The sequence below is a fragment of the Nissabacter archeti genome, assembly GCF_018257325.1.
Classification (GTDB): Bacteria; Pseudomonadota; Gammaproteobacteria; order Enterobacterales; family Enterobacteriaceae; genus Chimaeribacter; species Chimaeribacter arupi.
This window is the reverse complement of record NZ_JAERKB010000007.1, coordinates 156,643-180,728: the sequence shown is the minus strand read 5'-3', so window position 1 is coordinate 180,728 and position 24,086 is coordinate 156,643. Positions and strand designations below refer to the sequence as shown.

The 24,086-nt window shown below is 55.2% G+C and carries 23 protein-coding genes; 16 read left to right on the top strand and 7 right to left on the bottom strand.

All coding sequences use genetic code 11. The features are described 5' to 3' along the window. Positions 1 to 120: 120 nt before the first annotated feature. Both JK232_RS11200 and JK232_RS11195 read right to left on the bottom strand, forming a co-directional pair. Complete coding sequence (locus JK232_RS11200; protein WP_072929381.1) at positions 121 to 597, bottom strand: GNAT family N-acetyltransferase; 477 nt, start codon at positions 595 to 597, stop codon at positions 121 to 123. Between the two features lie 226 nt (positions 598 to 823). Beyond that, positions 824 to 1,555 carry an SDR family NAD(P)-dependent oxidoreductase gene (locus JK232_RS11195; protein ID WP_212589196.1) on the bottom strand — a complete coding sequence of 244 codons (732 nt, stop codon included), beginning with the start codon at positions 1,553 to 1,555 and terminating at the stop codon, positions 824 to 826. A gap of 99 nt (positions 1,556 to 1,654) precedes the next feature. Between JK232_RS11195 and JK232_RS11190 the strand changes: the two genes are divergently transcribed. Continuing rightward, a complete protein-coding gene (locus tag JK232_RS11190) occupies positions 1,655 to 2,035 on the top strand; it encodes a winged helix-turn-helix transcriptional regulator (RefSeq protein ID WP_101834720.1) in 381 nt (126 codons plus the stop codon). A gap of 60 nt (positions 2,036 to 2,095) precedes the next feature. Here JK232_RS11190 and JK232_RS11185 read toward each other — a convergent pair whose 3' ends face one another. Then, positions 2,096 to 2,974 carry a LysR family transcriptional regulator gene (locus tag JK232_RS11185; RefSeq protein WP_101828139.1) on the bottom strand — a complete coding sequence of 293 codons (879 nt, stop codon included), beginning with the start codon at positions 2,972 to 2,974 and terminating at the stop codon, positions 2,096 to 2,098. A gap of 236 nt (positions 2,975 to 3,210) precedes the next feature. Between JK232_RS11185 and JK232_RS11180 the strand changes: the two genes are divergently transcribed. From JK232_RS11180 to JK232_RS11125, 12 genes are all read left to right on the top strand, one after another. After that, the gene (locus JK232_RS11180) at positions 3,211 to 4,434 is read left to right on the top strand and encodes a sedoheptulose 7-phosphate cyclase (RefSeq protein ID WP_101854551.1); all 1,224 of its coding nucleotides are present in this window, start codon (positions 3,211 to 3,213) and stop codon (positions 4,432 to 4,434) included. After that, the gene (locus tag JK232_RS11175; protein WP_072929374.1) at positions 4,431 to 5,453 is read left to right on the top strand and encodes an ROK family protein; all 1,023 of its coding nucleotides are present in this window, start codon (positions 4,431 to 4,433) and stop codon (positions 5,451 to 5,453) included. Before JK232_RS11180 ends, JK232_RS11175 begins: the two co-directional genes overlap by 4 nt. Beyond that, positions 5,450 to 6,583, top strand: coding sequence for an alcohol dehydrogenase catalytic domain-containing protein (locus JK232_RS11170; RefSeq protein WP_072929371.1), 1,134 nt, complete (start codon positions 5,450 to 5,452; stop codon positions 6,581 to 6,583). Before JK232_RS11175 ends, JK232_RS11170 begins: the two co-directional genes overlap by 4 nt. A gap of 6 nt (positions 6,584 to 6,589) precedes the next feature. Further along, positions 6,590 to 7,333 carry an SDR family NAD(P)-dependent oxidoreductase gene (locus JK232_RS11165; RefSeq protein ID WP_079205252.1) on the top strand — a complete coding sequence of 248 codons (744 nt, stop codon included), beginning with the start codon at positions 6,590 to 6,592 and terminating at the stop codon, positions 7,331 to 7,333. Then, a complete protein-coding gene (locus JK232_RS11160) occupies positions 7,330 to 8,175 on the top strand; it encodes a sugar phosphate isomerase/epimerase family protein (RefSeq protein ID WP_072929369.1) in 846 nt (281 codons plus the stop codon). The genes JK232_RS11165 and JK232_RS11160 overlap by 4 nt, the downstream gene beginning before the upstream one ends. 80 nt (positions 8,176 to 8,255) lie before the next feature. Further along, positions 8,256 to 9,434, top strand: coding sequence for an MFS transporter (locus JK232_RS11155; protein WP_072929367.1), 1,179 nt, complete (start codon positions 8,256 to 8,258; stop codon positions 9,432 to 9,434). Positions 9,435 to 9,535: 101 nt separating this feature from the next. Next, positions 9,536 to 10,603 (top strand): MDR/zinc-dependent alcohol dehydrogenase-like family protein, encoded by a 1,068-nt coding sequence (locus JK232_RS11150; RefSeq protein WP_072929365.1) that lies wholly within the window; start codon positions 9,536 to 9,538, stop codon positions 10,601 to 10,603. Positions 10,604 to 11,028: 425 nt separating this feature from the next. Next, positions 11,029 to 12,579 carry a sensor domain-containing diguanylate cyclase gene (locus JK232_RS11145; protein ID WP_338086310.1) on the top strand — a complete coding sequence of 517 codons (1,551 nt, stop codon included), beginning with the start codon at positions 11,029 to 11,031 and terminating at the stop codon, positions 12,577 to 12,579. A gap of 130 nt (positions 12,580 to 12,709) precedes the next feature. Continuing rightward, positions 12,710 to 13,003, top strand: coding sequence for a type II toxin-antitoxin system prevent-host-death family antitoxin (locus JK232_RS11140; RefSeq protein ID WP_212589195.1), 294 nt, complete (start codon positions 12,710 to 12,712; stop codon positions 13,001 to 13,003). 79 nt (positions 13,004 to 13,082) lie between these two features. After that, positions 13,083 to 13,244: a hypothetical protein gene (locus JK232_RS11135; protein ID WP_212589194.1), complete on the top strand. Its 162-nt coding sequence runs from the start codon at positions 13,083 to 13,085 to the stop codon at positions 13,242 to 13,244. A gap of 421 nt (positions 13,245 to 13,665) precedes the next feature. Then, positions 13,666 to 14,973, top strand: coding sequence for a glycoside hydrolase family 172 protein (locus tag JK232_RS11130; protein ID WP_212589193.1), 1,308 nt, complete (start codon positions 13,666 to 13,668; stop codon positions 14,971 to 14,973). A gap of 65 nt (positions 14,974 to 15,038) precedes the next feature. Next, positions 15,039 to 16,403, top strand: coding sequence for an MFS transporter (locus tag JK232_RS11125; RefSeq protein WP_072929356.1), 1,365 nt, complete (start codon positions 15,039 to 15,041; stop codon positions 16,401 to 16,403). 11 nt (positions 16,404 to 16,414) lie between these two features. Here JK232_RS11125 and JK232_RS11120 read toward each other — a convergent pair whose 3' ends face one another. Both JK232_RS11120 and JK232_RS11115 read right to left on the bottom strand, forming a co-directional pair. Then, positions 16,415 to 17,407: a LacI family DNA-binding transcriptional regulator gene (locus JK232_RS11120; protein ID WP_212589192.1), complete on the bottom strand. Its 993-nt coding sequence runs from the start codon at positions 17,405 to 17,407 to the stop codon at positions 16,415 to 16,417. A gap of 131 nt (positions 17,408 to 17,538) precedes the next feature. Then, on the bottom strand, positions 17,539 to 19,119 hold the full coding sequence (locus JK232_RS11115; RefSeq protein ID WP_212589191.1) for an FGGY-family carbohydrate kinase: 1,581 nt from the start codon (positions 19,117 to 19,119) through the stop codon (positions 17,539 to 17,541). A 273-nt stretch (positions 19,120 to 19,392) separates the two neighbouring features. Between JK232_RS11115 and JK232_RS11110 the strand changes: the two genes are divergently transcribed. From JK232_RS11110 to JK232_RS11100, 3 genes are all read left to right on the top strand, one after another. Further along, positions 19,393 to 21,171 carry an L-fucose isomerase gene (locus JK232_RS11110; RefSeq protein ID WP_212589190.1) on the top strand — a complete coding sequence of 593 codons (1,779 nt, stop codon included), beginning with the start codon at positions 19,393 to 19,395 and terminating at the stop codon, positions 21,169 to 21,171. Positions 21,172 to 21,311: 140 nt separating this feature from the next. Next, positions 21,312 to 21,752 carry a hypothetical protein gene (locus tag JK232_RS11105; RefSeq protein WP_212589189.1) on the top strand — a complete coding sequence of 147 codons (441 nt, stop codon included), beginning with the start codon at positions 21,312 to 21,314 and terminating at the stop codon, positions 21,750 to 21,752. A 2-nt stretch (positions 21,753 to 21,754) separates the two neighbouring features. Further along, positions 21,755 to 22,435 carry a hypothetical protein gene (locus tag JK232_RS11100; RefSeq protein WP_101828145.1) on the top strand — a complete coding sequence of 227 codons (681 nt, stop codon included), beginning with the start codon at positions 21,755 to 21,757 and terminating at the stop codon, positions 22,433 to 22,435. A gap of 102 nt (positions 22,436 to 22,537) precedes the next feature. Here JK232_RS11100 and JK232_RS11095 read toward each other — a convergent pair whose 3' ends face one another. After that, entirely contained in the window at positions 22,538 to 23,017 is a 480-nt protein-coding gene (locus tag JK232_RS11095) for an Hcp family type VI secretion system effector (RefSeq protein WP_212589188.1), read from the bottom strand. A gap of 202 nt (positions 23,018 to 23,219) precedes the next feature. Next, a complete protein-coding gene (locus JK232_RS11090) occupies positions 23,220 to 23,933 on the bottom strand; it encodes a hypothetical protein (protein ID WP_212589187.1) in 714 nt (237 codons plus the stop codon). Between the last annotated feature and the right edge of the window lie 153 nt (positions 23,934 to 24,086).

Sequence of the window (24,086 nt, the reverse complement as noted above, 5' to 3'; positions counted from 1 at the left end):
TACGCAACAATCATGATCAATATATTCATCAAATCATTAACTGTCCGGGATTTCAACGGCCACGGTATGCCCGGTATATTTTTATCGGCAGCCGCCTGCCGGAGGCGGTAAAACGCGCTTTTATTCGGCAAAGTTCAGCAGTGCTTCCCCATCAAGGCGATAGCGTACCCATTCAGATTGCGGCTGCGCGCCGATGCTCAGGTAAAAATCAATGGCGGGCTGGTTCCAGTCCAGCACGCTCCATTCAAGGCGACCGCACCGCCGTTGCACGGCGTATTGCGCGATGGTTTTCAGCATCGCCTTTCCTGCGCCTTTGCCGCGAAAATCCGGGGAAATGTAGAGATCTTCCATATAGATGCCGTTACGCCCAAGCCAGGTGGAGTAACTGGTGAAGAAAACCGCATACCCGGCGGTTTTACCTTCAATTTCACAGATCAACGCTTCGGTTTTACTGCCGGCACCAAACAGGGTTTCGCGGATCTCATCGGGGGTGGTGACGACTTCTTCCGGCGCTTTTTCATACACGGCCAGTTCATAGATCATCGTGTAAATGGCGGTGGCGTCTTCCGGGCGGGCCTGGCGAATGGTGATGCTCATGAATTTTCCTGTGATTTCTGGATGGGTCAGGCATTGGGGGCGTCAAGCATAAGCATTATTGCCGGAAGAGTTAAGTGCAACGAAGTCATTGAATGATGAATATTATTCAGCCCGCGCCTGCTCTTTACCTGGCGCGGGCTGGGTAACGATGGCCTGCTCACTATCAGAAACGGGCATCACGCGTTATCTTCATTCACACCCTCATCGGGTAACTGAACGCCATTCATCAAACCTGTGTCAGCCCACCATCCACACAGATCTCTGCGCCGGCGATATAGCTGCTTTCATCACTCGCCAGAAACAGCGCCGCATTCGCCACTTCTTCCGCTTTGCCCATTCTGGCTAAGGGGATGGCGCTGATTATTCCACTGCGTACCTCCTCCGGCGCGGCCAGCATCATGCCGGTATCGATAGGGCCGGGGGCGACCACGTTTACACGAATGCCGCGGGCGGCGAGTTCGCGCGTCCAGGTGCGGGCAAAAGAACGCAGTGCCGCTTTGCTGGCACCATAAACGCCATATCCCGGCGTGCCGATGACATCGGCAACCGACCCTATCAACACGACGCTGGCACCCGCTTTCATCAGTGGGAGCGCCGCCTGGAGGGCAAAAAGCGGGGATCGGACATTCAGGCCGAAAGTCTGATCAAAATGCGCGGGGGTGATGTCATCAAGGGTAGCGTACTCTGACATGCCGGCGTTAATCACCAAAATATCAATCTGGCCGGACTCCGATGTAATCGTCCCGACGATGCGGGTCAGCTCGCTTAGCTGGCTGACATCAGCACGCAGCGGCCTGGCATCGCCAGTGAGGGTGTGGCCGGCGGCATCTAACTCCTCATCCCGGCGCGAGGTAAACCAGGTGGTGGCCCCTTCACGGGCAAACCGTTGGGTAATGGCAAGGCCAATGCTTTTGGCACCGCCCAGTATCAGGGCAACTTTGTTGTCTAATCGGCTCATCTGCTGACTCCTGTTCGGATGGAAAACAGATGATATATTTTTTATACTTAATAACAATTACGCACTTTGTTTATACCAGGTATCGCGGAGTATATCGCCATGACACAGATTGAGAGCACCTGCCTGAGGGATGTGGGAAAAACCCGCCCAGTCCTTGAGAACATCACCAACAAGTGGTCGATTTTAATCCTCACCGTGCTGTGTACCGAACCCGCCCGCTTCAATGAACTTCGCCGCCGGCTGGATGGGATTACGCACAAAGCCTTGTCTGACGCGCTTAAGCGGCTTGAACGCAATGGGCTGGTGCACCGGAAAGTGCTGCCTACATCGCCGGTGAGTGTGGAGTACAGCCTGACCCCATTGGCAAAGACGCTTCAGGAACCTTTTATTGCGCTGTATGAATGGGCGCTAAAATATGGCCCGCAAATGGAACAGGCGCAGGCGCGGTATGACACCACGCATCCGGACACGCCTTGTTGAAAATCGTTATGCTGGATATTCGGGCAGGTAATACACCCTGTGGGGTGTTATCCGGGGGTATCAGATTTTCATTCGCTTAAGATAATCAATCAACAGCCGTTGGCGTAATGAATAACGGTGAGCGTAAGGCCATACCACATAGAGTGGCGTCCCCGCATCAGTGAGGTGCTCGTTGAGCACTTCGCAAAGCTGCCCGGAGTCAAGATGATGTTTAATCGACACCAAAGGCAGATAGGCAATACCATTTCCATTAAGCGCTAAATTAATTCTTGTATCAATGTCATTGCATATAATGGTCTGAGGGAGATGTAAAGACTTTATATTGGGTAAAGGCCAGGATTGAATCATGCCTGAATTTCTGGACCGATAATGAATCAAGGCGTGTGAAAGAAGGTCATCAACTTTTTCAGGATGACCACAGCGGGTTAAGTAGCCGGGGCTGGCGACAAGCACACTATGAATATCCCCGATATAAAATGAGCGCAAATTGCCGTCAGGATCGTTACCCACCCGTAAGGCTGCGTCATAATTTTCCCCGACCAAATCAACAAACCGGTCAGAGAAGTCAAATTCCACCTCAATTTCCCGGTGTTGTTCTAAAAAGTCATTAAATCGTTCACTGAACAGATGAGGGATGGGCGCTATGCTGATTTTTAATCGTCCGATGGGGCTTTCAGTCGACATAAGCATCGCATTTTGAATATTGTCCACCTCTTCCAGTATGCGTAGCGCATGGCTTAAAAAACGCTCCCCTTCATAGGTTAATGAAATTCTTCGGGTATTGCGCTGTAAGAGTTGTGCGCCAACACTGCTTTCCAGGCTGGTCACGCGCTTACCCACGGCAGAGGCACTTAACCCTAACGCCCGCCCCGCTGACACAAAACTTCCCACCTGTGCAACCTTAACGAACACGGAAATTGCAGAGAGAGAATCGATCATTGCTACCACCTCAGAAAATGCATTGCTGCCAAATCCGGCAACATAGACCGGAACGGTTGCTAGGTTATTCTACATCGTAAGTTAATGTAAAGTAGCGGTGGCGTTAATTCAGAAAACAGCATAACCCTGATTCTGAATTTATATACCGGTTGCATAAAATTCGTAAACCAATAACACATGGTGACGATCGCCGGCGTTATATCCATTCTCTTTATCTAAGATTAAAAAGGAATAATATGACTATTAATTATCCTTCTACAAAATCGGTTTACTCGCGCTCCCCGCTGGCTAAAAATACTGATTTGACCTGGAATATGCACGCCATTCAGGAGATTGATTATCAGGTTTCTGTGGTTAAAGATATCCTTAATCCGAAAAATCCGACGTTAGCACGCACCTGCTCAAAGCTGGCTGACCGGAATATGAAAACCAAAACAAAAAGACTGGTTGTCATCGATAAGAGAGTTGATGAGATTTACGGCGATAAGTTCAGAGAATATTTCGCCCTCTGGAATTTTGACATTCGCTGGAAAATCCTCTCGGGTGACGAAATTAATAAGAATGTGGAGTCAACCATTCAGGTGGCTGAAGCCATGGCAGACGCTGAATTATTACGCCGTGGTGAAGTGGTGATCGGCATTGGCGGCGGTGTCTTACTGGATGTCGTGGGTTTTGCTTCCAGCCTTTATCGTCGCGGCATTCCCTATATCAGGATCCCTACCACCCTCATGGGGCAGATTGATGCGGGTATTGGTGTAAAAACAGGGATTAATCATGGTGATTATAAAAATCGCCTGGGCACCTATTTTGCCCCCTCGTCCGCACTCATTGACCCGATGTTTTTACAAAGCCTCGACCAACGCCATATTGCTAACGGTGTTGCCGAAATTATTAAAATGGCCCTGATTAAAGACAGAACCCTGTTTGAACTGCTTGAGGCCATGTCATCCCATCTGACCCCGGAATCTTTTTCTTCAGACGATGATGTGATGAAAGAAATCATCACCCGTTCCATTGCCGGCATGCTGGCAGAGCTTGAACCCAATCTCTGGGAAGCTGAACTGGCTCGCTGCGTCGATTATGGTCATACATTCAGCCCGTCATTAGAGTTATTGGCTAATCCTGGGTTACTTCATGGTGAAGCGGTCGCCGTTGACATGGCATTGTGTGTGGCGTTAGCGAATGGCCGCGGGTTGCTCACGCCTGAAGAAACCGATCGCGCGCTTTCTCTTATCCAAAAATCAGGGCTACCTCTTTCGCATCCTGTCTTCAATCTGCATTTACTTGAAAAAGCCTTGAGCGACACGATTAAACACCGCGACGGTTTACAACGTATCCCCTTGTCTGACGGCATCGGCAATGTTGTGTTCGTCAATGATCTGACACTGAATGAACTCGCCAACGCACTTAACTTTCTTGAGAAACATGAGAAAGCATTCGGCGGGGATGTCGCTGCATGACCCGCACCACCACAGTCATAGACATCGGCGGGACGCATATGCGTTGGGCTGACTGGTCACTTGAAAGGGGGCTGGGTGAGCGTGGCCGTATGCCGACACCCAGTTTTTATCGCCACCCCGATTTTCCTGTGTCCCGGTTACAGGCGCTCCTGGTTGATGCCATCTGTGAAATGCCGCCGCAAGGTAAAGATGCCGTTGCCGGCATCTCTTTCGGCGCAGCGATGAACCATCTCACCGGCACGGTATATGCGTCCGCGCCGTTGTGGGCAGACCATGAGGTTCCTTTTGATCTGTTAAGTGCGCTTAATCGCCAAAGAAGTGATGTGGATTGGCGGGTCGTCAACGATGTCACAGCCGCCCTGCTGCATGTGATATCGACACCGTTATGTGCACAGGATCGAAAAGTCATGCTGGTCACTGTCAGTACAGGCATTGCTGCCCGTACTATCGATCGCATAACCGGGCACATGCCGTTCGATGCAGGAGGATTGCAAGGTGAAATAGGCCATCTTCCTGCCGCCGCTGCGTTAGCGGGTGAACCTGTGGTGTTGAATTGTGACTGTGGCGCACCGGAGCACCTCTCCGCCTATGCCTCGGGACGGGGCATTGCAAAAATGGCGCAGGTTTTGCGGGAAAGGCAACCCTGTGAGTGGGCCGCATCAATGCCCGGCCGCCGGATGGCAGAAGGTTATTCTCTTGAAGAGGCCTTTAAAGCCGGTGTCTGCGCTCACGACAGTATGGCAATCATGCTGCTCAACGCCGTTACCGCCCCGGTTGCTGACGTTTTACGAACTGCCCTCTGCCTCGACCCCGATCTGGACAGAATCATCCTGACCGGCGGTGTCGCCGTGTCGCTTGGTGAACATTACAGAACGTCGGTGATCTCGCATCTCAACAGGCAAGGGCTTTACCTCACAGGAAAACTTCATCCGCGCTGGGCTGAAGACCGTATTGTTGTGTATGAAGCTGATTGCCTTATTGGGGCAGGTATCGCTGCAACTATGGAGGCCCGGCAATGACGGCGACGCATAAAGCGATGGTACGGCAACACGGCACGGTGTCCGTTCTGACGCAGGCCACCCCTTCTCCGGCAGGCTATGAGCTTCTGGTCAAGCCTCTCTACGCCGGGTTGTGTGGCACCGATATACAAATGCTGCGTGGCCTGCGTGCCGATCCCAGCCCGATCATCGGGCATGAAGGCATCGCCCGCGTGATAGCGGCCGGGGAACGTGTGCCCGATGAAGTGGGCGTAGGAACGCTCGTCTGCATTAACCCTACCCACCGTAACGATCCTTCTTTTTTGCTGGGGCACAACGTTAAAGGGCTGCTGCAGGAGCGCGTGCTTATCCAGGAATCTGCCGTGCGCGATGGCCTGGTTATCCCGCTGGGCGAGCACCATAACTCGGTGCTCTCAACACTGCTGGAACCTTTAGCCGCGGTGCATTATGCGTTCAGTTTGCTTGCAGATCATCACCCCAGGACACTGGTTGTCTTCGGTGACGGCGTGATCGGGCATCTCGCGATCCGTGCGGCTGCCGCCTTGTTGGGATCGGATATTCGTATTGTGCATCTGCATCATACAGAGCAAGGAGTAGCCTGGAGTAAACAACACCGCGTAGCCGCCGTACGACCGGTGCTGAACAATGCCGCAGGTGCTGCACTGCTCTCCTCACTGCCTGAGGATGAGCGGGTAGGGGTACTGCTTGCCACGCCGCGTGATGCAACATTAGCCTGCCTGAATACCGCGCTTTGCTGCCTGCGCGGGGACACGACGATTGACTTGTTAGGGGGGCTGCCTTCCGACGCCTCTGCCCCTCTCTTGCCCAGCGTGGATCTCGCCTCTATCCGGGCAGCCAATTGTGGCGGGGCACCTAACCCCGGGGTCTCTTTCACGGTGCAAACCAGCACGGGTAAATCAGTGCAGCTGACAGGGCACCGGGGGGTGGCTCACCGGCATTTACGCCATGCCGCCGCCGAGCTGGCCCGCCATCCTCTGCGTTACAGCGACCTGGTTACCCATGTCTTACCCATGAATGACGCTGCGGCTGTCATGAACCAGTTGGCGGGCTCCCGTGAACGCCTCGTTGCCGGTCGCAGACTCATCAAACTTGCGGTGCACATCAGCCCCGATAACCTGACTCAGGAGTAAAAACGTATGTCACTGATTGGTCGTAAGGCCCTTGTGGTAGGTGGTTCAACCGGTATTGGCCGGGCAATTGCGGAGGCCTGGTCCCAGGCCGGTATGGACGTCACTGTCCTGAGCCGTTCAAAACCGGCTGACCCGGGTAATTTACGCTGGATGCCCGTAGATCTGACTGACACCCCCTCAGCACATGCTGCGTTGGTTGAAGTCTCTGGAGAGCCTTTACACGCGGTGTGTTTCGCGGCGGTGCATTATGGTGACCGGCGTTCACTGTTCTCTGAAACGCTGTTATCTGAGTGGCGTCAACAGCTTGAAGTCAATCTCAATGGGTTATGGCTGACGTTAAACGCCACGCTGCCCGCGTTGCGAAAGTCCCGGCCGGGTCTATTCCTAAATGTTTCTTCCGAAGTTGTTTATAACGGCGGGCCGGGTCGTTCAGGCTATGCAGCGACTAAGGCTGCCTGCGCCTCATTGATCAACTCTCTTTATCAGGAAGAGAATGCTGAAGATGTCCAGTTTGTCTCCGTGCTTCCCGCCGGCATGGTGGATTCCGCGGGGATTCGCCGTCGTCGGCCTGCTGATTTCGACTATTCAACGTATATGCGTTCGGAAAGCTTTGCCCCGATTGCCGTTGAGTTAGTGGCCAATAAAGAGGTTTCCCGCAATGGGGACAGTTTGATCGTGAACAGTGATGGCAGCTGGCAGTCCGTACGCAACAGCCAACCAGCATCACAAAGCGATCGGAGCAGACTGTGAAGCCAGTCGCTATTGGTTTGGTTGATTGGCGGCTGCCTGTAAAGGGGCCCGATGCCGTGAGATTAGCCTGCCAATTGGGCGCAGAGAGTATTCAGCTGGATTTAGGGGGGCCGGGCAGGGCGCCCTGGCTGGACAGTAAAGCAAGGCTGCGCGCAATGTGTGATGCGTTGGCTGAGACAGGCATTACGCCATTAGCGGTCTCTGCCAATGTGCTTAACGATATCGGGATAACAGCGGGAAAAGGCACGCCTGCGGCAGAGCAGACGCAGCGTGTTATCAGGCGCGCGTTAGATGCTGCTGCGACTATAGGCGCTCACCTGGTTTTCCTGCCCAGTTTCCGCGCCAGCGCTATCGACAGTGCTGCCGCCTTCGCCAGAACGGCAGACGTGCTGCACTGGGCGTGTTCAGAGGCGAAGGCGAGGAGGCTTTTGCTGGGTACCGAAAATGTGCTGTGTCCGGAGCAATTACAACGGCTGATTAACGCAGTGAGTTCTTCTGAGTTGAGGGTGGTACTGGATACGGGTAACCCATTAACCGCAGGCATTTCGCCCTGCGCTGTGTTGCAGGCAGCCATACCGGTTTTAGCAAACCAGGTACATATCAAAGGAGTTGATGACAAGAATGCACTGAGTAATAACGAGTCAGTTATCGTGGATACGCTTAATGAATTATACCAAAGGAAATTCCCTGTCAAAGCCCTGGTACTGGAGAACGATTATCGGGATGACGGAATAGAAAGGCTCAAGGCCGATTTATTATGGTTGAAAAACCATGTGGCAAAATATTGGGATGCTCCTGATGTTAATGCGCGGCCGCTTACGCATGTTACCCCGCTTTTTTAATCGACAAGCAGTAAATTGAAATGAATAAACGCCGTAATAATTTTTTTATTTAACGCGTTTACCTTATTAAGGAGAGATGTATGCCTATCACGTTATTTGCGCTGATGCTGGGTGTTTTTTGCCTGGGCACTGCCGAGATTGTTATTTCTGGATTGCTGCCTGTCGTGGCGTCTGACCTGTCGGTATCGCTGCCGGATGCGGGGCTGCTTGTTACCGGGTATGCGCTGGGTGTCACGATTATTGGCCCATTCGTCACACTGCTGACCTCACGTGTACCCCGCAAGACTCTGGTGCTAGGGCTGATGTTACCGTTCATTCTCGGCAATGTCTGGGCAGTGCTGGCCTCTGATTATCAGATGCTGATGGCCGCACGTATTTTAACGTCAATCAGCCACGGAACCTTTGTCGCGGTTGCCTTTAGTCTTGCCGTGACGTTGTCTCCGCCGGATAAACAAGGCTCCGCCATGGCTAAAATTGCGCTGGGTTTTAATCTGGCGAATGCGTTGGGCGGGCCGCTGGGAACCTTCATCGGCCAAAATCTGGGATGGCGTGCGACCTTCGTGGCGATTGTGATGATTGCCGTTATTTCCGTCGCATTGATTGCCATGTTCATGCCTGCAAAATTACCACAAACCGGGCAATCAAAACCTGGTGCGATGCGCCGCGAGCTGAATGCCCTGACTAACCCAACGCTTGTGTTTGCGATAATCACCACGGTACTGGCACAGGGCGCGGTATTCACCGCCTCTACCTACATTGTGCCGCTGTTAATGGACGTCAGTCACTTTAGCCCTTCCGCGGTTTCAGGCCTGCTTATTGTGTTCGGCATCGGTGCCATTATGGGTAACTTCGCAGGTGGCCGGCTTGCCGATAAACATGTTATGCGCGGCGTCACGACGGTATTGAGTAGCCTGGTGATTGTGCTCGTCATATTCTGGGCAACTAGCATTATCCCTGTGCTTTCTGCCATTACATTGTTCCTGTTTGGCGCGATCGGCTTCTCAATTATTCCTTCGTTGCAGGCACGTATTCAGTCTCTGGCTGTCGCCGCACCGACGCTGGCGCTATCGGTTAACGTATCCGCATTTAACCTGGGGAACGGGTTAGGGGCCTGGGCGGGAGGCTCGGTGCTGGATCTGGGCTTCGGCATTCGTGCTGTGCCGTTAGCGGCGGCTGCGCTGGCCGCCATCAGCCTGCTCATTACCCTGTTTGCCTGGCGTCAAAGCCGCCAACAGATGCCTCAGATCGTAGGGTCTTAACGCGTATCATGACCAACAGCATCAGCAAGGTGTGAGCCGCATGCCACTAAACGGTGGCATGCATTCAGGCAAGATTAATCATATTAAATTCAGGAAGAACTATGTCCTACTTACCCTGCACGTATAAAACGGCTGAACTGACCAAAGGAACCGTCTCTACCATTGAAAAAAGTTTCCCACGCCATCTCCTTAATGAAAACACGGTGGTGATTCGGCCAGATTATATGGGCATTTGTCGCGCGGATATAAAAGAGATTATCGGCTCCAGAGATATCCCTACAGACCGCGGCCCCTTATTTGGCCATGAATTAGTGGGGCCGGTGGTGTTTGCAGGCACAGGCACCGGTTTTCAGGAAGGTGAACTGGTCACTTTCAATCCCAATATTACGCCAAACCGCACCACGGGTTTTGCTGAATATATGTTCATACATGGCTCTGACGTTGAACTGGATCAGGCCATTATCCGGGTACCTGAATATGACATTATCCATAACATCTGGATGCCGGAACCCATGGCCTGCATTGTCCATGCTACCCGTAAACTCTTGGAACTCTCGAAACTTACTACGTTGGAAGGTAAGCGAGTCGGCATTATCGGTGCCGGATGCTCAGGGATTATGTTTGCCATGTATGCGAAGCATCTTGGGGCATCGGTGTGTTTGTTTAACCGCGGCGAAATGCGGCGCAACTTTGCTTTAGAGGAACAACTATTACAGGCGGATGAAGTCTGTTCCCTTACCAAGACACACGCCCACAGCAATGCTTTTGACGTTGTCATTGTGGTATCGACAAGGGTAACGCAGGATATTTTACGCATTGCTGCCGATTTAGCGGCTGATAAGGCAATCTTGCATATTTACGGCGGCACGCGTGAAAACGATAAATTTCTGACAACGTCAGCGGATATCGATCTTATCCGCAGGCAGGAGCTTATCCACGCCACCGAGTATGCAGGAAAGCATCTGAGAATTTCGGGTGCCTATGGCTGTTATAAAGACGATTATGAAGAAAGCTTCAGGCTGCATAATGCGTACCCTGAGCAGTTTCCTCTCGAGAAAATTGTCTCCAAAGAGATTGATTTTGGAGATTTTTCAAAGCTGGTCATGCAGGTAGCGTCCGGGGAAAAAGATTACCCTGGAAAAGTGGTGGTCAGAACCAATTTTGAGTAACCCCCTGTAAATGTTAGTGCGGCCTGCCTGTAGGTTATCTACGGACGTATAACACCTCGCCCTTTCGGGGCGAGGATATCAGCGCGGCCACGACGTCACCTCTTTTGCTCCTCCTCCTATACGCCGCTTAAAGACCGCCGGTTGCAGTAAACGCGTGACAGCAGCTGAAATACCCCCTTAACCCGGCGGATATTCACCTTTGCGTTACATTTTATTTCCCACAGAAGGTTTATTTGCAACTAAGCAACTGGGGTTTCTCCTGCGCCTGCCGATAGTAATACCCACGAGTCACCTTCTGTGAACGCTTCCCTCGCCCCTGTCTGTGAGCAGAATGCAGGGTGCACAGAGGCGTATTCGCATGGCACAGTGCCGGGGAGACATTTTCACTGCTTTCTTCATTTTTCAGCGCAACAGGACACCCGATTGTGAACGCCAAATCCGGCACGGCCACCTTGTCACTCACGCATACCCCGCTGGGCAAAAGCATGATGGCGTTTCTGCTGCTGACGGCACTCGCCGTCATCGTGATTAATGGGTGGTCCCTGTGGAGCGCCTGGCAGCACAGGCTGAAAGAGAAAGAAGATGATGCCCGGAACCTCTCGGTGTCGCTGGCCCGTCAGGCCGAGGACACCTTTCTCCAGGTGGATATCTCGCTTGGCGAAGTGGTCAGGCACCTCCGGCAGAACGGCCCGGACTATGCCGCCACGCCCGCTTTTACCCGCCAGTTGCAGGAGCAGCAGGGCAAACTGACGCAACTGCACTCTTTGTCGGTTTTTGATGCCCACGGAAACCGGGTAGCTTCCTCGGGGCGTTACGTACCGGCCACATCCAACAACGCCGACCGGGAGTATTTTATCTGGCACCGCACCCACGCGGACACCAACGTGCATATCAGCCATGTCACTTACAGCCGCTCTACCGCGGATCTGTTTATTCCGGTATCCGTGCGCCTCAATGACAGCGAAGGCAACTTTGCCGGGATCGCGCTGGCGGCGGTGAAGGTGGATTACTTCAAACATTTTTACAGCTATTACACCCTGGGCGAGCGGGATGAACTGGGGCTGATCCTGGCGGATACCTCCATCCTCTACATGCGCCCGTTTCCGGATACCTATATTGACAGAAGGCTGACCGCCAGCCCGCTGTTCAAAACGCCGCCAAAAGCGCTGAACAGCGGCAACGAGACGTGGCGCTCCTCGCTGGATGGCGTAAACCGCATCTTCGGCCATGCCCGCTTCGGGAGATACCCGCTGATCGTGCTGGTGGGCTATGACCGGGACAGATTGCGATCGGAATGGCTGGCCGCCAACCTGACCTCCGTCACGCTGAATGTGGTGCTGTTGGCGGTGCTGATGGGAATGGGGCTGGTTGTGCTGAGGCAGGTCAGAACCAGCATCAGGAATCAGCTCGAGCTGACCCAGACCAAAGACGAACTCACCACCCTCAACCGCACTTTACAGTCGCTGGCACTGGTGGACAGCCTGACCGGCCTGGCAAACCGCCGGCATTTTGACGCGCTGCTTGCGCAGGGCCTGGCGCGGTCTCAGAAATCCGGTGAGCCGATCTCGCTTATCATGATGGATATCGACTTTTTCAAACACTATAACGACACCTACGGGCACGTCGCGGGGGACATGTGCCTGAAAAAGGTAGGTGGCCTGCTCAGCAACATTACATATCGCCATACTGACCTGGTGGCCCGTTACGGCGGGGAGGAGTTTGCGATTATTCTGCCTTTCGCGAATGCAGCCGACGCGAAACAGTTAGCTGACCGGGCGGTGAGGGCGGTCAATGGGGCGGGCATGGTACACGGGGCCACGCTGCTGCCCCATAAAGTGGTCACGATCAGCGCCGGGTGCTGCACGATTATTGCGGATGGGCATGAGGGCGAGGCCACCGAGTTCCGGGAACGGGCAGACGCGATGCTTTATGAGGCCAAACGCCTTGGCCGCAACCGGGCGCACGCGGAGGGGTAAGCGCCCTTCGCCGGGGTTACCCTGCCGGCATGGTCTCGACAAGCTGGTGCTATAGATAATGGCGAGCACGCACGATTGCCTCAGATACTGCGCTCAGCTAGCCTGTACATGTACAGTGATGAGGTGACTTATGAAAACGATAAGCTATACCAAAATGCGTGATGATCTGGCGAATGTGCTTGAAATGCTGAGAAGTGGTGAACCCGTGACGGTTACTCAACGCGGCGAGCCGGACATTGTGTTAAATGCAGAGGCCGAGCCTGCTATCAAAGCAGGAAGCTGGAGAACGGCTGGGGAAAACCAACCAAAACAGCTCATCACCTCGCTGACAAAAAAAATGTCAGAAGGGATGACGTTTGAACAAGCCAAAGCAAAAACGCAAATGAAACACGCACATATTATTAAAGCCCTGGAAGATAAATAATGGCTATTCAGTTTTTGACAACAGAACAGGTAACGATGCCAATAAGCGCACTGCATTCCAGGCAGCTTCTATCTTCCTGATGATGAATGGCTATGAATTGAGTACCTCTTTCAGGCTGGTTAAACTCACGGTGTTAGCCGCTGAAGATGATGAAAATCTGCTTGAAACAGCCTTTTCTCTGAAATTGCTTTCAGATTATCGTGATGATCTTATGGATGAATATCCCGAAGAATATATCTGAAGAACGGGGTTTTCTCGCAGCCTGAAGGCAGCCCCTTTTATGAGTTGGGGTTAATCGTAAGTTATTACAATCGGCTGTTTCTGCTAATGAATAAAGCCTCTGACAGGTATCATTGCATGTACCGTCAATTTCCCCCGTGTTTCCACCCTGCATCCCACCCCCGCTGAAACCTCATTCACAATTATCCGGCGCGTAATCACACTTTCCTGATAAGGGTATTGTCTGGTGTTTTTTCTTCTGTAGATTGCTAACTCGAGTTAGCTTGGCGGAAGAGGGTGAGGATAGGCCGCGTGGGGCGCGGGCAATAGGTCTCCTCTTCGCAGTGGCCGGGCAGACACGGCACAGTGTGCAGCCTGCCGGTATGGGCGGGGCCGCATGTTCAGCCTGGGACAAGCAGGCTTTCGCGATGAGGAGCCAGACCATGCATCACATGACATCAGGGCTACTGGGGCATCTGACCAAAACCAGCCAGGCCACCAGCGGGCGCTTTTCCAGCCACGACACCAGCGGGAAAAATCAGGATTACTGGATGATCGGCGCAGGGGACACTGTGCGGCTGGCGGACATCCAGGGGCCGGGCTGTATTACCCATCTGTGGATGACGCAGTTCTGCCGCCGCGTGCTCGGGCCGGGGCTGATTGACCCGGCCGCCGGGCAATATGTCGCGCCCATCAATGAGATCAATAACGCGCTCGGCGTCAGCTGGGAAATCCACGACCCGGACTACTACCGCAAGGTGCTGCTGAAAATCTACTGGGATGACCAGACCACGCCCTCGGTGCTGGTGCCGCTGGGGGATTTCTTCTGCGTCGGCCACGGCATCCCGGCCACCTTCACCAGCCTGCCGTTTACCGTCTCTGTCCGGCCGGAAGAGCAGTACCGCCCCGGCGGCACGGCGGCGCTTAACTGCTACCTGCCGATGCCGTTTAACCGCCGGGCGATCATCGAAGTCGAAAACCAGAACGACGTGCCTTACGGGCAATATTTCCACATCGATTACGAGCAGTACCCGCAGGCGCTGGGCACCGATACCGCCTATTTCCACGCCAGCTGGCGGCGTGAAGCGCCTTGTGCCGGCTGGGCGCCGGAGTTGCAGGTCAACAGCCCCGAGGTGAATATCGCGAACCTGGACGGCGCCAATAACTATGTGATCCTCGACATCGAAGGCGAGGGGCATTACATCGGTTGCAACCTGTCGGTGGCCCACGCGCAGGGCACCTGGTGGGGCGAAGGGGATGACATGATCTTCGTGGACGATGACACCTGGCCGCCGACGCTGGTGGGCACCGGCAGCGAAGACTATTTCAACCATGCGTGGGGGATGCAGGAGAACGCCTCGCTGATGAACGGCTGCTCGCTGCATGACGCGCATGTGCCGGGGCACCAGACCTGCTACCGCTTCCACCTCACCGATCCGGTGCATTTCAAAAAACGTATCCGCGTCACCATGGAACACGGCCACGCCAACCACCTGGCGGATGACTGGGCCACCACCGCCTACTGGTATCAGACCTTGCCCTCCCAACCGGTCACCATCCAGCCGGTAGAGGAACGGCTGCCGGGGCAACGCACGGGGGAACCGCAGGTGGCGTTAACCCCGGAAATGCAGCAGCAAAAAGCGCAGGCGCAGCAGCGTTTCGCGGCGATGATGCGCCTGCGCCAGGAGGGTATTGACCAGAAACTGGCGGCCACGCGGCAAAAATCCGCGCTGAACCGCCGGACAAAATAACCCTTCCCCCTGTCAGGGCAGGGCCAGCCTGCCCTGAACCCGTTGACGTGAACCGAGGTACAGTGATGGATAACCGATTATCTGTGCTGGAAAAAAGTGCCTATGGCTCGGGTGACATGGCGCTCACCATCTCCATAATTTCAGCCTCTATTTTGATTTACGCTTTCCTGATCCAGGTGGTCGGGTTAACGCCCGTGGACGCCGGCTGGATCCTGATGGCGGTGCGCACCATTGATGCCATCTCCGACCCGATGATGGGCTGGCTGACCGGCAAAGTGCGCACGCGCCTCGGCCGTTACCGCCATTGGTTGCTGATTGGCGCGCTGCCGTTCGGCATCTCCCTTTACCTGCTGTTTACCACGTTCGGCCAGAGCTACGGCGAGAAAATGGCCTGGTCAACCGGGGTTTATATCTTTAACAGCCTGGCATTTACCGTGCTGGCCATTCCTTATATCTCGCTGATCGGCGTGATGACGCGTGACCCGCAGGAGCGGCTGCTGGCGAACGCGTACCGCTTCCCGATGGCGAAAGTCGCCACGCTGATTGTCTCCACCTTTGTGCCGTATTGGGTCACCAGCGGCGGGGATGCGCGCAGCAGTTATGCGAATGCGTTTCTGGTGATTGGGCTGGTCAGCGTCGCGCTGGTGATGTTCTGCGCCTTTAACGTCAAAGAGCGCGTCAAACCGGAGGCACCGCCCGAACCGCTGGCGCGGCAGATTTCCGGGCTGGTGAAAAACGATCAATGGCTGGCGCTGAGCCTGGCGATGGTACTGCTGTTTATCGGCTTGCTGGTGAACGGCAGCATCGCCATCATCTACGGCAAGGAGTTCGCCGGGGCCACCGATGGCTGGGGCATCGCGTTTTTCATGGGCATGGGATCGGTGGGCGGCATCGTCGGCCCGTTTGTCTCGCTTTGGCTCACGAAACGCTACTGCAAAGTCGCGGTGTTCCGCTGGTCGATGTATGGCTCGGCGCTGGTGTCGGCGCTGGCCTGGCTGCTGGTGGGGCAGAACGATTTCTACCTGGCGACCGCCTTTTACCTGCTCTGTTCGATCGTCTCGCAGATCAACACCCCGATCCTCTGGTCATCAATTACTGAAGCCTCGGATTACGGCCGGATTAAAACCGGCATCGACGCGGGCGGGCTGTCGATTGGGATGATCTCGTTTTGCCAGAAATTCGGGATGGGATTATCCGGCCCGATCACCGGATACCTGATGACCTGGGTCGGTTACCGCGCCGGTACTGCGCTACAGCCGGAGGCCATCAGCGGGATAGAGGGGATCATGACGCTGGTGCCCGCCTTCTTCTATATTGTGGTCGGGCTGGTGATGCGCAAATACATCATCAACAACAGCTACTACAACGCCATGATGGCGGAAAACAGCCTGCCCGCCGCCGCAATCAAAGAGCACCAATGGGCGGGCTGACGGGACGGCAGTCAGCGGTGCCGGGTGATTAACGTCATGTCCACATTCAGCGCGCCCAGCGGGGGCGCGCCGTCTATCCGCTGCTGCATCATCTCAAACGCCTGCTGCGCCCAGGCATCCTCGTTCTGCTGCATCGACCAGACATTATTCGCCAGGAAACTCAGCATCGGGTGCTCGTCAAAGGTGCCGAGGTTGATAGCGCCCGGCAGCGCCCCGGCGTGGGCGCGCACGGCCTCAATCGCCCCTTCCAGCACCGGCAGGGAGGAGGCGATAAAGGCGGCGGGCAGCCCGTGCGTATTGATGACCTGCGCCATCATCGCGTTGCCGCTTTCGGCGCTGTTGCCGCGGCCGGTCGCCACCCAGGCTGCCGGGTTAAGGCCGTGCGCCGTCAGTGCGCGCCGGTAGCCCGCCAGCCGTTGGCGGATGGAGGGCAGCTCCGGGTCACCGGCCAGGAACCACAACGGCGGCGCGCCCGCCTGCAACATCGCCTGCGTCAGCGTCTCGCCCCCGTCAATGTTGTTGCTCTCGACCAGCGAATGGTTCATCCCGAGGAAATCACGGTCGAGAAACACCAGCGGTTTTTTTACCCGCTTCAGGTGGTGCTGCTGGTTCTCACGGCTGGAGGGCACAATAAACAGCCCGTCGGTGTTGCGCGCAATCATCGCCTCCACCCGCTTATTCTCATACTCCGGGTCATCGTAGGTGCAGCTGATCATCAACTGGTAGCCGAATTTACGGCAGTACAGCTCCAGCTTTTCGGCCAGCGTGGCAAAAAAGACGTTGGAGAGGCAGGGCAGGATCAGCCCGAGGGTGTAGGTTTTATTGAGTTTCAGGCTGCGGGCGGAGTGGTTGAGGGTATAGCCGTGGTGGCCGACATACTCCATGACCCGCGTCTGGGTTTTCGCGCTGATGCGGTACTGTGCTGCTTTGTTCCCCAATACCAGCCGGACGGTGGTCACCGACAGGTTCAGGTCATTCGCTATCTGTTCTACCGTTTTCGCCATGCCATACCGCTCCCTTCACGCCGTGACTGGCCGGTAGTATAAAGGCAAAGCGCGTGCAGCGCCCCCCTAAACAGGCGGGGGCTGCGATAACCTGCGCCGGAACAGCAAGATAGCCTCAGCGCATCAGCGCATCAGCGCATCAGCGTATTGAGCGCCTGTTGCTGATCGTACATCGCCAGATAGGCGCGGTATTTCTGATCGTGGAACGCTTTTTTCGTCACATTGGCCGCGATCACACGGTCAGGGCGCACCATCGCCGCACAGGCGGCGGTGATGCCCGGCCAGTAACCGCCTGCCGCCGCGCCGGTAATCGCCGCGCCGAGCGTGACCGGGTCATCGTCACTCACCAGCTGGATATCACAGCCGGTAATGTCGGCGTATTCGCGCAGCCACAGCGGGTTACGCGTCGCCCCGCCGCACATCACCAGCCGCGTGACCCGGTGGCCGGAGGCCGCCATTACCTCCATGATGTGCCGGGTGCCGTAGGCGATCGCCTGTAGCGTGGCGAGGTAAAGCCGTGCCAGTGCCGGTTCGCCGCGTTCCAGCGTCAGGCCGCTGACGCTGCCGCGTGCGTCCGGTTGGGCACGGGGTGAGCGGTTGCCGTGGTGATCCGCCAGCACATGCAGGTGGCGGGTCGGGAACGGCTCGCGCTGTTCCAGTTGTGCCACCCAACGGTTGACCAGTTCCACCGGGTGGCACTGCTGCGCGGCGGCCTGCTCCGTGAGGTGCACACTGCCGCCCTGCTGGTGCAACGTCCAGTCCACCAGCGCGCCCGCCGCGCTCTGCCCGCCCTCCGTCAGCCACCAGCCCGGCAGCATCGCTGACCAGTACGGCCCCCAGACCCCCGGCGTCATCACCTTGTCGCGGTTCGCCAGCATATGGCAGTTGGAGGTGCCGCTGATCAGCGCCAGCGTGGCGTCCGGTTGGGCACCCAGCAGCGCCAGCCCGCCCGCATGGGCATCGATCATCCCGGCGGCCACCACCACCTGCGGCGACAGCCCCAGTGCGTCGGCTGCCTGCGGGGTGAGTGTCCCGGCACGTGCGCCGACCTCCAGCACCGTCGCCGGGAGTTTTTCCGGCAGATCGCCGAGGCCCACCGCCGCTAACAGACTTTCGCTGAAGCGCTGCTCATGCGCCAGGTAATTCCACTTGCAGGTCAGGGTACAGAGGCTGGCGGCGTCCTGGCCGGTGGCTTTCCATACCAGAAAATCCGCCAGGTCGAAGAAACGGTGCACCTGCCGGTAGCGTTCCGGCAAATGGGTTTTCAGCCACAGCACCTTGGGCAGTTGCATCTCGAGGCTGACTTCACCGCCGACATACTGCAACGCCTCATCACCGGTCTGGTTGATGCAGGCGGCCTCTGCCCCGGCGCGGTGATCCATCCACATGATGGTGTCGTGCGCCGCGTTTCCCTCGGGCGACACCGCCACGCCGTGGCCCGCCGCATCCACCGCCACCAGCGAACAGGTGGCGTCAAACCCCAGCGAGCGCACCGCCCGGCGGTCAATACCGGCTTTGTCCAGCGCGGTATTGACCACCGCGCAGACCTGCTGCCAGATCTCTGACGAGGCGTGTTCCACCCGCTCGCCGCCGGGGCGGAACTGGGTAATGGGTTCTACCGCAAACGCCAGCCGCGTACCTTGCGCGTCATACACGCCGGCCCGTACGCTGGCTGAGCCGACATCCACCCCTAAAAAGTAATCCTGTGCCATTTTCCCTCCTGCGGTGATGCGATGAGTCATTGCTGATTCGACGTAGCGTTGGGCAGACCATAATTCACCCGGCATTTTCCCTCAAACAGTTTGGCAGAAGTTTGTGAACGGGCGCAGGTCAGCCGCGCTTTTGTGCGCAGGCGTGAAAACCCTCACAGAACGTTCCGAAAGGGGTTGCCGACTTTTTGCTGTTCGCCCTAAGCTACGTCGAGTTAGCAATAATCTGCGCCGGAAATGCGGCGCACCGCGTGATTCTTTTTACAGGGGAACGTTATGACTCACAGCAACCCATTACCCCGTATCGGCATCCGCCCGGTGATCGACGGGCGGCGCATGGGCATCCGGGAATCGTTAGAGGCGCAGACCATGGCGATGGCCTGCGCCACCGCACGCCTGCTCAGCGGCACCTTGCGCCATGCGAACGGCGAGCGCGTAGAGTGTGTGATTGCCGAACAGTGCATTGCCGGGCGGGCAGAGGCCGCCGCCTGTGAAGCGGCCTTCAGCACCCAACATGTTGGCCTGACCATTACGGTGACGCCCTGCTGGTGCTACGGCAGTGAAACCATCGACATGGACCCGCAGCGGCCGAAAGCGATCTGGGGCTTCAACGGCACCGAGCGGCCGGGGGCGGTCTATCTGGCGGCAGCGCTGGCGGCGCATAACCAGAAAGGGCTGCCGGCGTTTTCGATTTACAGCCACGAGGTGCAGGACGCCGGGGACGAGCGCATTCCGCCTGACGTGCAGGAGAAGCTGCTGCGCTTCGCCCGTGCCGGGCTGGTGGTGGCGACATTGCGCGGCAAAAGTTACCTGTCGCTGGGCGGGGTATCGATGGGGATCGCCGGGTCGATTGTCGACCATGACTTTTTCGAGTCCTGGCTGGGGATGGCGGTGCAGTGCGTGGACATGACCGAGCTGCGCCGCCGGATGAACCACGCCATTTATGATGAAGAGGAGCTTGGCCTTGCGCTGGCGTGGGCGGGGCAGCATTTCCGCTTTGGGGAAGACCGCAACGCCGCGCACCATCAGCGCAGCGCCGCCGGGAAACAGGCGATGCTGCGCGAATCTCTGCTGATGGCGATCTGCATCCGCGACATGATGACAGGTAACCCGTTACTGGCGGAGAAAGGCTGGGGCGAGGAGGCGCTGGGGTACAACGCCATTGCCGCCGGTTTTCAGGGCCAACGCCACTGGACCGATCACTACCCGAACGGCGACACGGCGGAAGCCTTGCTCAACAGCGCGTTTGACTGGCACGGCGTAGGTGAACCCGGCGTGCTGGCAACAGAAAATGACAGCCTGAATGCGGTGGCGATGCTGTTCGGCAAGCACCTCACCGGCACCGCGCAGATTTTTGCCGATGTCCGCACCTACTGGTCACCGGCCTCGGTGCAGCGGGTCACCGGCCATACGCTTACCGGCCGCGCCGCGCAGGGCGTGATCCACCTGATTAACTCCGGCTCGGCGGCGCTGGACGGTACTGGCTGCCAGCAGGCAAGCGACGGCCGGCCGGCCATCAAGCCGCATTGGGACATCACGCCGCAGGAGGCGGACGCCTGCCTGGCGGCCACCACCTGGCACCCGGCGCTGCATGACTATTTCCGTGGCGGCGGCTTCTCCTCCTGCTTCCTGACGCGTGGCGGTATTCCTTTCACCATGACGCGCATTAACCTGATCAAAGGGCGTGGGCCGGTGCTGCAAATCGCCGAAGGCTGGAGTGTGGATCTGCCGCCGGAGGTGCATGACACCCTGAACCAGCGTACCGACCCGACCTGGCCGACCACCTGGTTTGTGCCGCGCCTCACCGGCAGCGGCCCGTTCAGTGAGGTGTATAACGTGATGGCGAACTGGGGGGCCAACCACGCGGTGCTTACCGCCGGGCACGTCGGGGCGGATTTCATTACCCTGGCGGCGATGCTGCGCATCCCGGTCTGTATGCATAACGTGCCCGATGCGCAAATTTACCGCCCCAGCGCCTGGGCCGCCTTCGGCATGGACCCCGAAGCACAGGATGACCGCGCCTGCCAACACTATGGCCCGGTATATAAACGTTGAAGGGAACACGGGGGGAGGCGGGGGCCTCTCCCGTTTTAAGGCCCTATCTCATGCCTGCCGGCATTGATCTGTAAAAAAACCTGCTATACCATGTTGGAATATAAATTCTTTTAAAACAGTTGGTTGCGATTGTTTTCCCGATGAAAAAAAATGCTAAAGAAAAACCGGCATCTGCCGATATCTTCCTGACCACGTCTGTCACGTTGACGGGGTTTGATAAGGCTTACAGTGGTTTTGATAACGGCCGGTTTCACCGGCTGAGTGTCCAGATAAAGCCTTACTATTTTCCGACGGAAAACTGGATAACACGTTTCCATGAAAAATACCCGCATAGCGGCGTGGCATTTACCCTTTCTCAGCGTGGTATTGGCTATATCACGTTTCATGACATGACAATCAAGGCGGATGAACTCGATGCCTTTGTGTCTTCCCTGCTTGCTGTGATTGAAGGTATTAACGAGGCAACGGGGAATGAACCTATTGTCATGGTGATAAGTGCCGGAGAGTGCGCACAGGCTGAGCACCCAGAGATCAATGCCTGTATGAACAGGATTGATTTTTCACTGCAAGGAGCAAGATAAAGATGTTACAAGATGCCTGCGCCGCCTTTTCTCTCTTTAATACCTCGTCTGATCGGTTAAAGGCGCACTCCGCGCACTATTTCCCGCGTTTTAATTACGCAGCCTGTGAGCTTTGGTTGTGCAATGAAATTTGCCATCTGGTTAATGCCGGGGAAAATGGTGTGCAGCAGATGTCAGACGGGGACGTGTTCCTCTATAATGAAGACGCAAAACGTGATTTAACCTTATATACCGCAGGAAGAACAGCTACCCCAGAAATAAAAAAACATATTGAAGTGAAAGTGGCTTACCCGGTAGAGAAATCAAAGTTCCTGGATTCCATAAGAAATTTGCGCGAAAAACTTACACCCTCGCTTGATGCTGAGTACCGGCTGGAAGGGTGGGTTTATCTGGTCTGGACGCAACATTATGCTATTTCACCGGACGCATTTTTTGAAACCCGTCTTCACTGGCTAAAAACGGAACTGGCATCCGGGGAATACCGTGGCGCATCAGGTATCACCTATCAACCCATGTTTTCTACGGTAAAAGAGATTGCCGAAGGGAACTTAACCTGGCGCGGGCAGGATAAACACATTGTGGTGAAAGCGGTGGCCTTTTCATTTCATAAAGAGTGGAAAGAAATATTCAAGGAAGTAAAAGAAAAGTATGCGGAGACCTTTGAGATTCTCGCCACCCGTTAATGGGGCGCCGGCAAGGTATTATTGCCTGGAAGTATAGCAGCCTGATGTCGCAATACAGAAAGAAAACGGGGAGGCGGAGCGCTGCCCCGTTTTATGGCGCCATTAAAAACGAGCCAGGTCGTTCCACTGGTCTGTATGGATAATGTTACCGTCATAATACTTCCAGGTTATTTTCCCATAACGCAGGAGAACGGTTTCAAGATGGGTTTTCGTGGAGGCGTCGGGATAGAGATCAGGGGTGATAGAGGTAATCTTAACATTTTCCAGCAGGGTGTTAAAATACTCGACTTCCCTGCCGGCCTCACTGACAGAATATTTTTTTATGACCGCGGATTTAAGGGTGAGATTATTGGTTAATGCTTTATACAGGAACGGTGTCGTCCTGTCCGCTTCTTTTTGAATCATGATGGGCGAATGGATACGGGTTCCCGTCAGGCGGCCGGTGTTCCCATCGACAGGAATAGTCAGATTGTGCGTAAAAAATTTCAGTTCGATAGCGCCTTCTCTTCCAATAACTTCCGAGGCCCCAACAATCGGGGAGCCGTTTTCATCCGTTAACCATAAATAAGAGGGGTTGGACATTGATAACTCCTTTTGGTGTGATGTGTAATCCTAGTATTTTTCGAACTTCCCAATGATTTTACAATATAGCCAAAGTACAAAAAAAACAGAGGCGAGCATTAGCCGTCCCCAGTATTGAGGAAAGAAATGCAACCATAGCGATCCGAAAGCAAACACTAAAAAGGGTATAAACAAGTATTCAATTAATATTATAATAATGCTATTAAACACCGTGTTTGTCCCCAATAAAAGAAGCCAGATCATCGAGGTTCCCAAAGGGGTTTTGTTTGACTTCCCTGATAATTTCAGAAAGAACAGGCTCGATAAAGTAATAAAGCATTTCCATTTTTGCCTGGTAAAGCATCCAGTAATAGTCTGGGTCAAGCGCTTTCAACCTTCTGGCCGATAATGCCGCTTTTTGTTCAATTCCAAAGAAATAAAAGGTATAGGCTGCTGCGTGGGTTTTAGCAGCCAGCCTCTGGATTACCGTTTTTTGTATTATCTCTGATTGCGCCAGCGCAGAGGAGATTGAATAAGCAAACGCATGGCGTGTCATTTTCGCGGTAAATGTGCTGCCGGCAAGGTAAGTCCCGTTTGCGACGAATTTACGGGCTGCGCCCTCTGGGTTGCCTTCTTTTATATCATCACAGACTGATTTAAAATAGAGGAAAAGCATCTGTCGGATGACATCATGATGCTTAAAAAGAGATTGAATAGAATAGAATGTCCTTAATTCTTCGGAAAGTAATTCGTCACACACAGCATCGTAACCAGGAATAAAACAGGATGAATACCAACTGATGCGCTCCAGGCCGGAATAGAGGGCGGAGGAGACGTCTTCAGCGGATTGCATAACACGCTCAAACCCATGCTGTAAACTCAGGGCTAAATGCCTATCGTGTTGGAACCTGGCCCTCAGGTAATCAGATGCCCCCATTTATCTCTCCCTATAGCAGAAAATTCGCATCATCCTGCGCACAGTCAATGCAGAAATTAAAATAGGGCGCTGACAAACCGTAAACAATCGCCATGAGTGGAAGGGTTGATATTAATCAAATTAACCACTGTGCAATTTGGCATTCCCTGATGA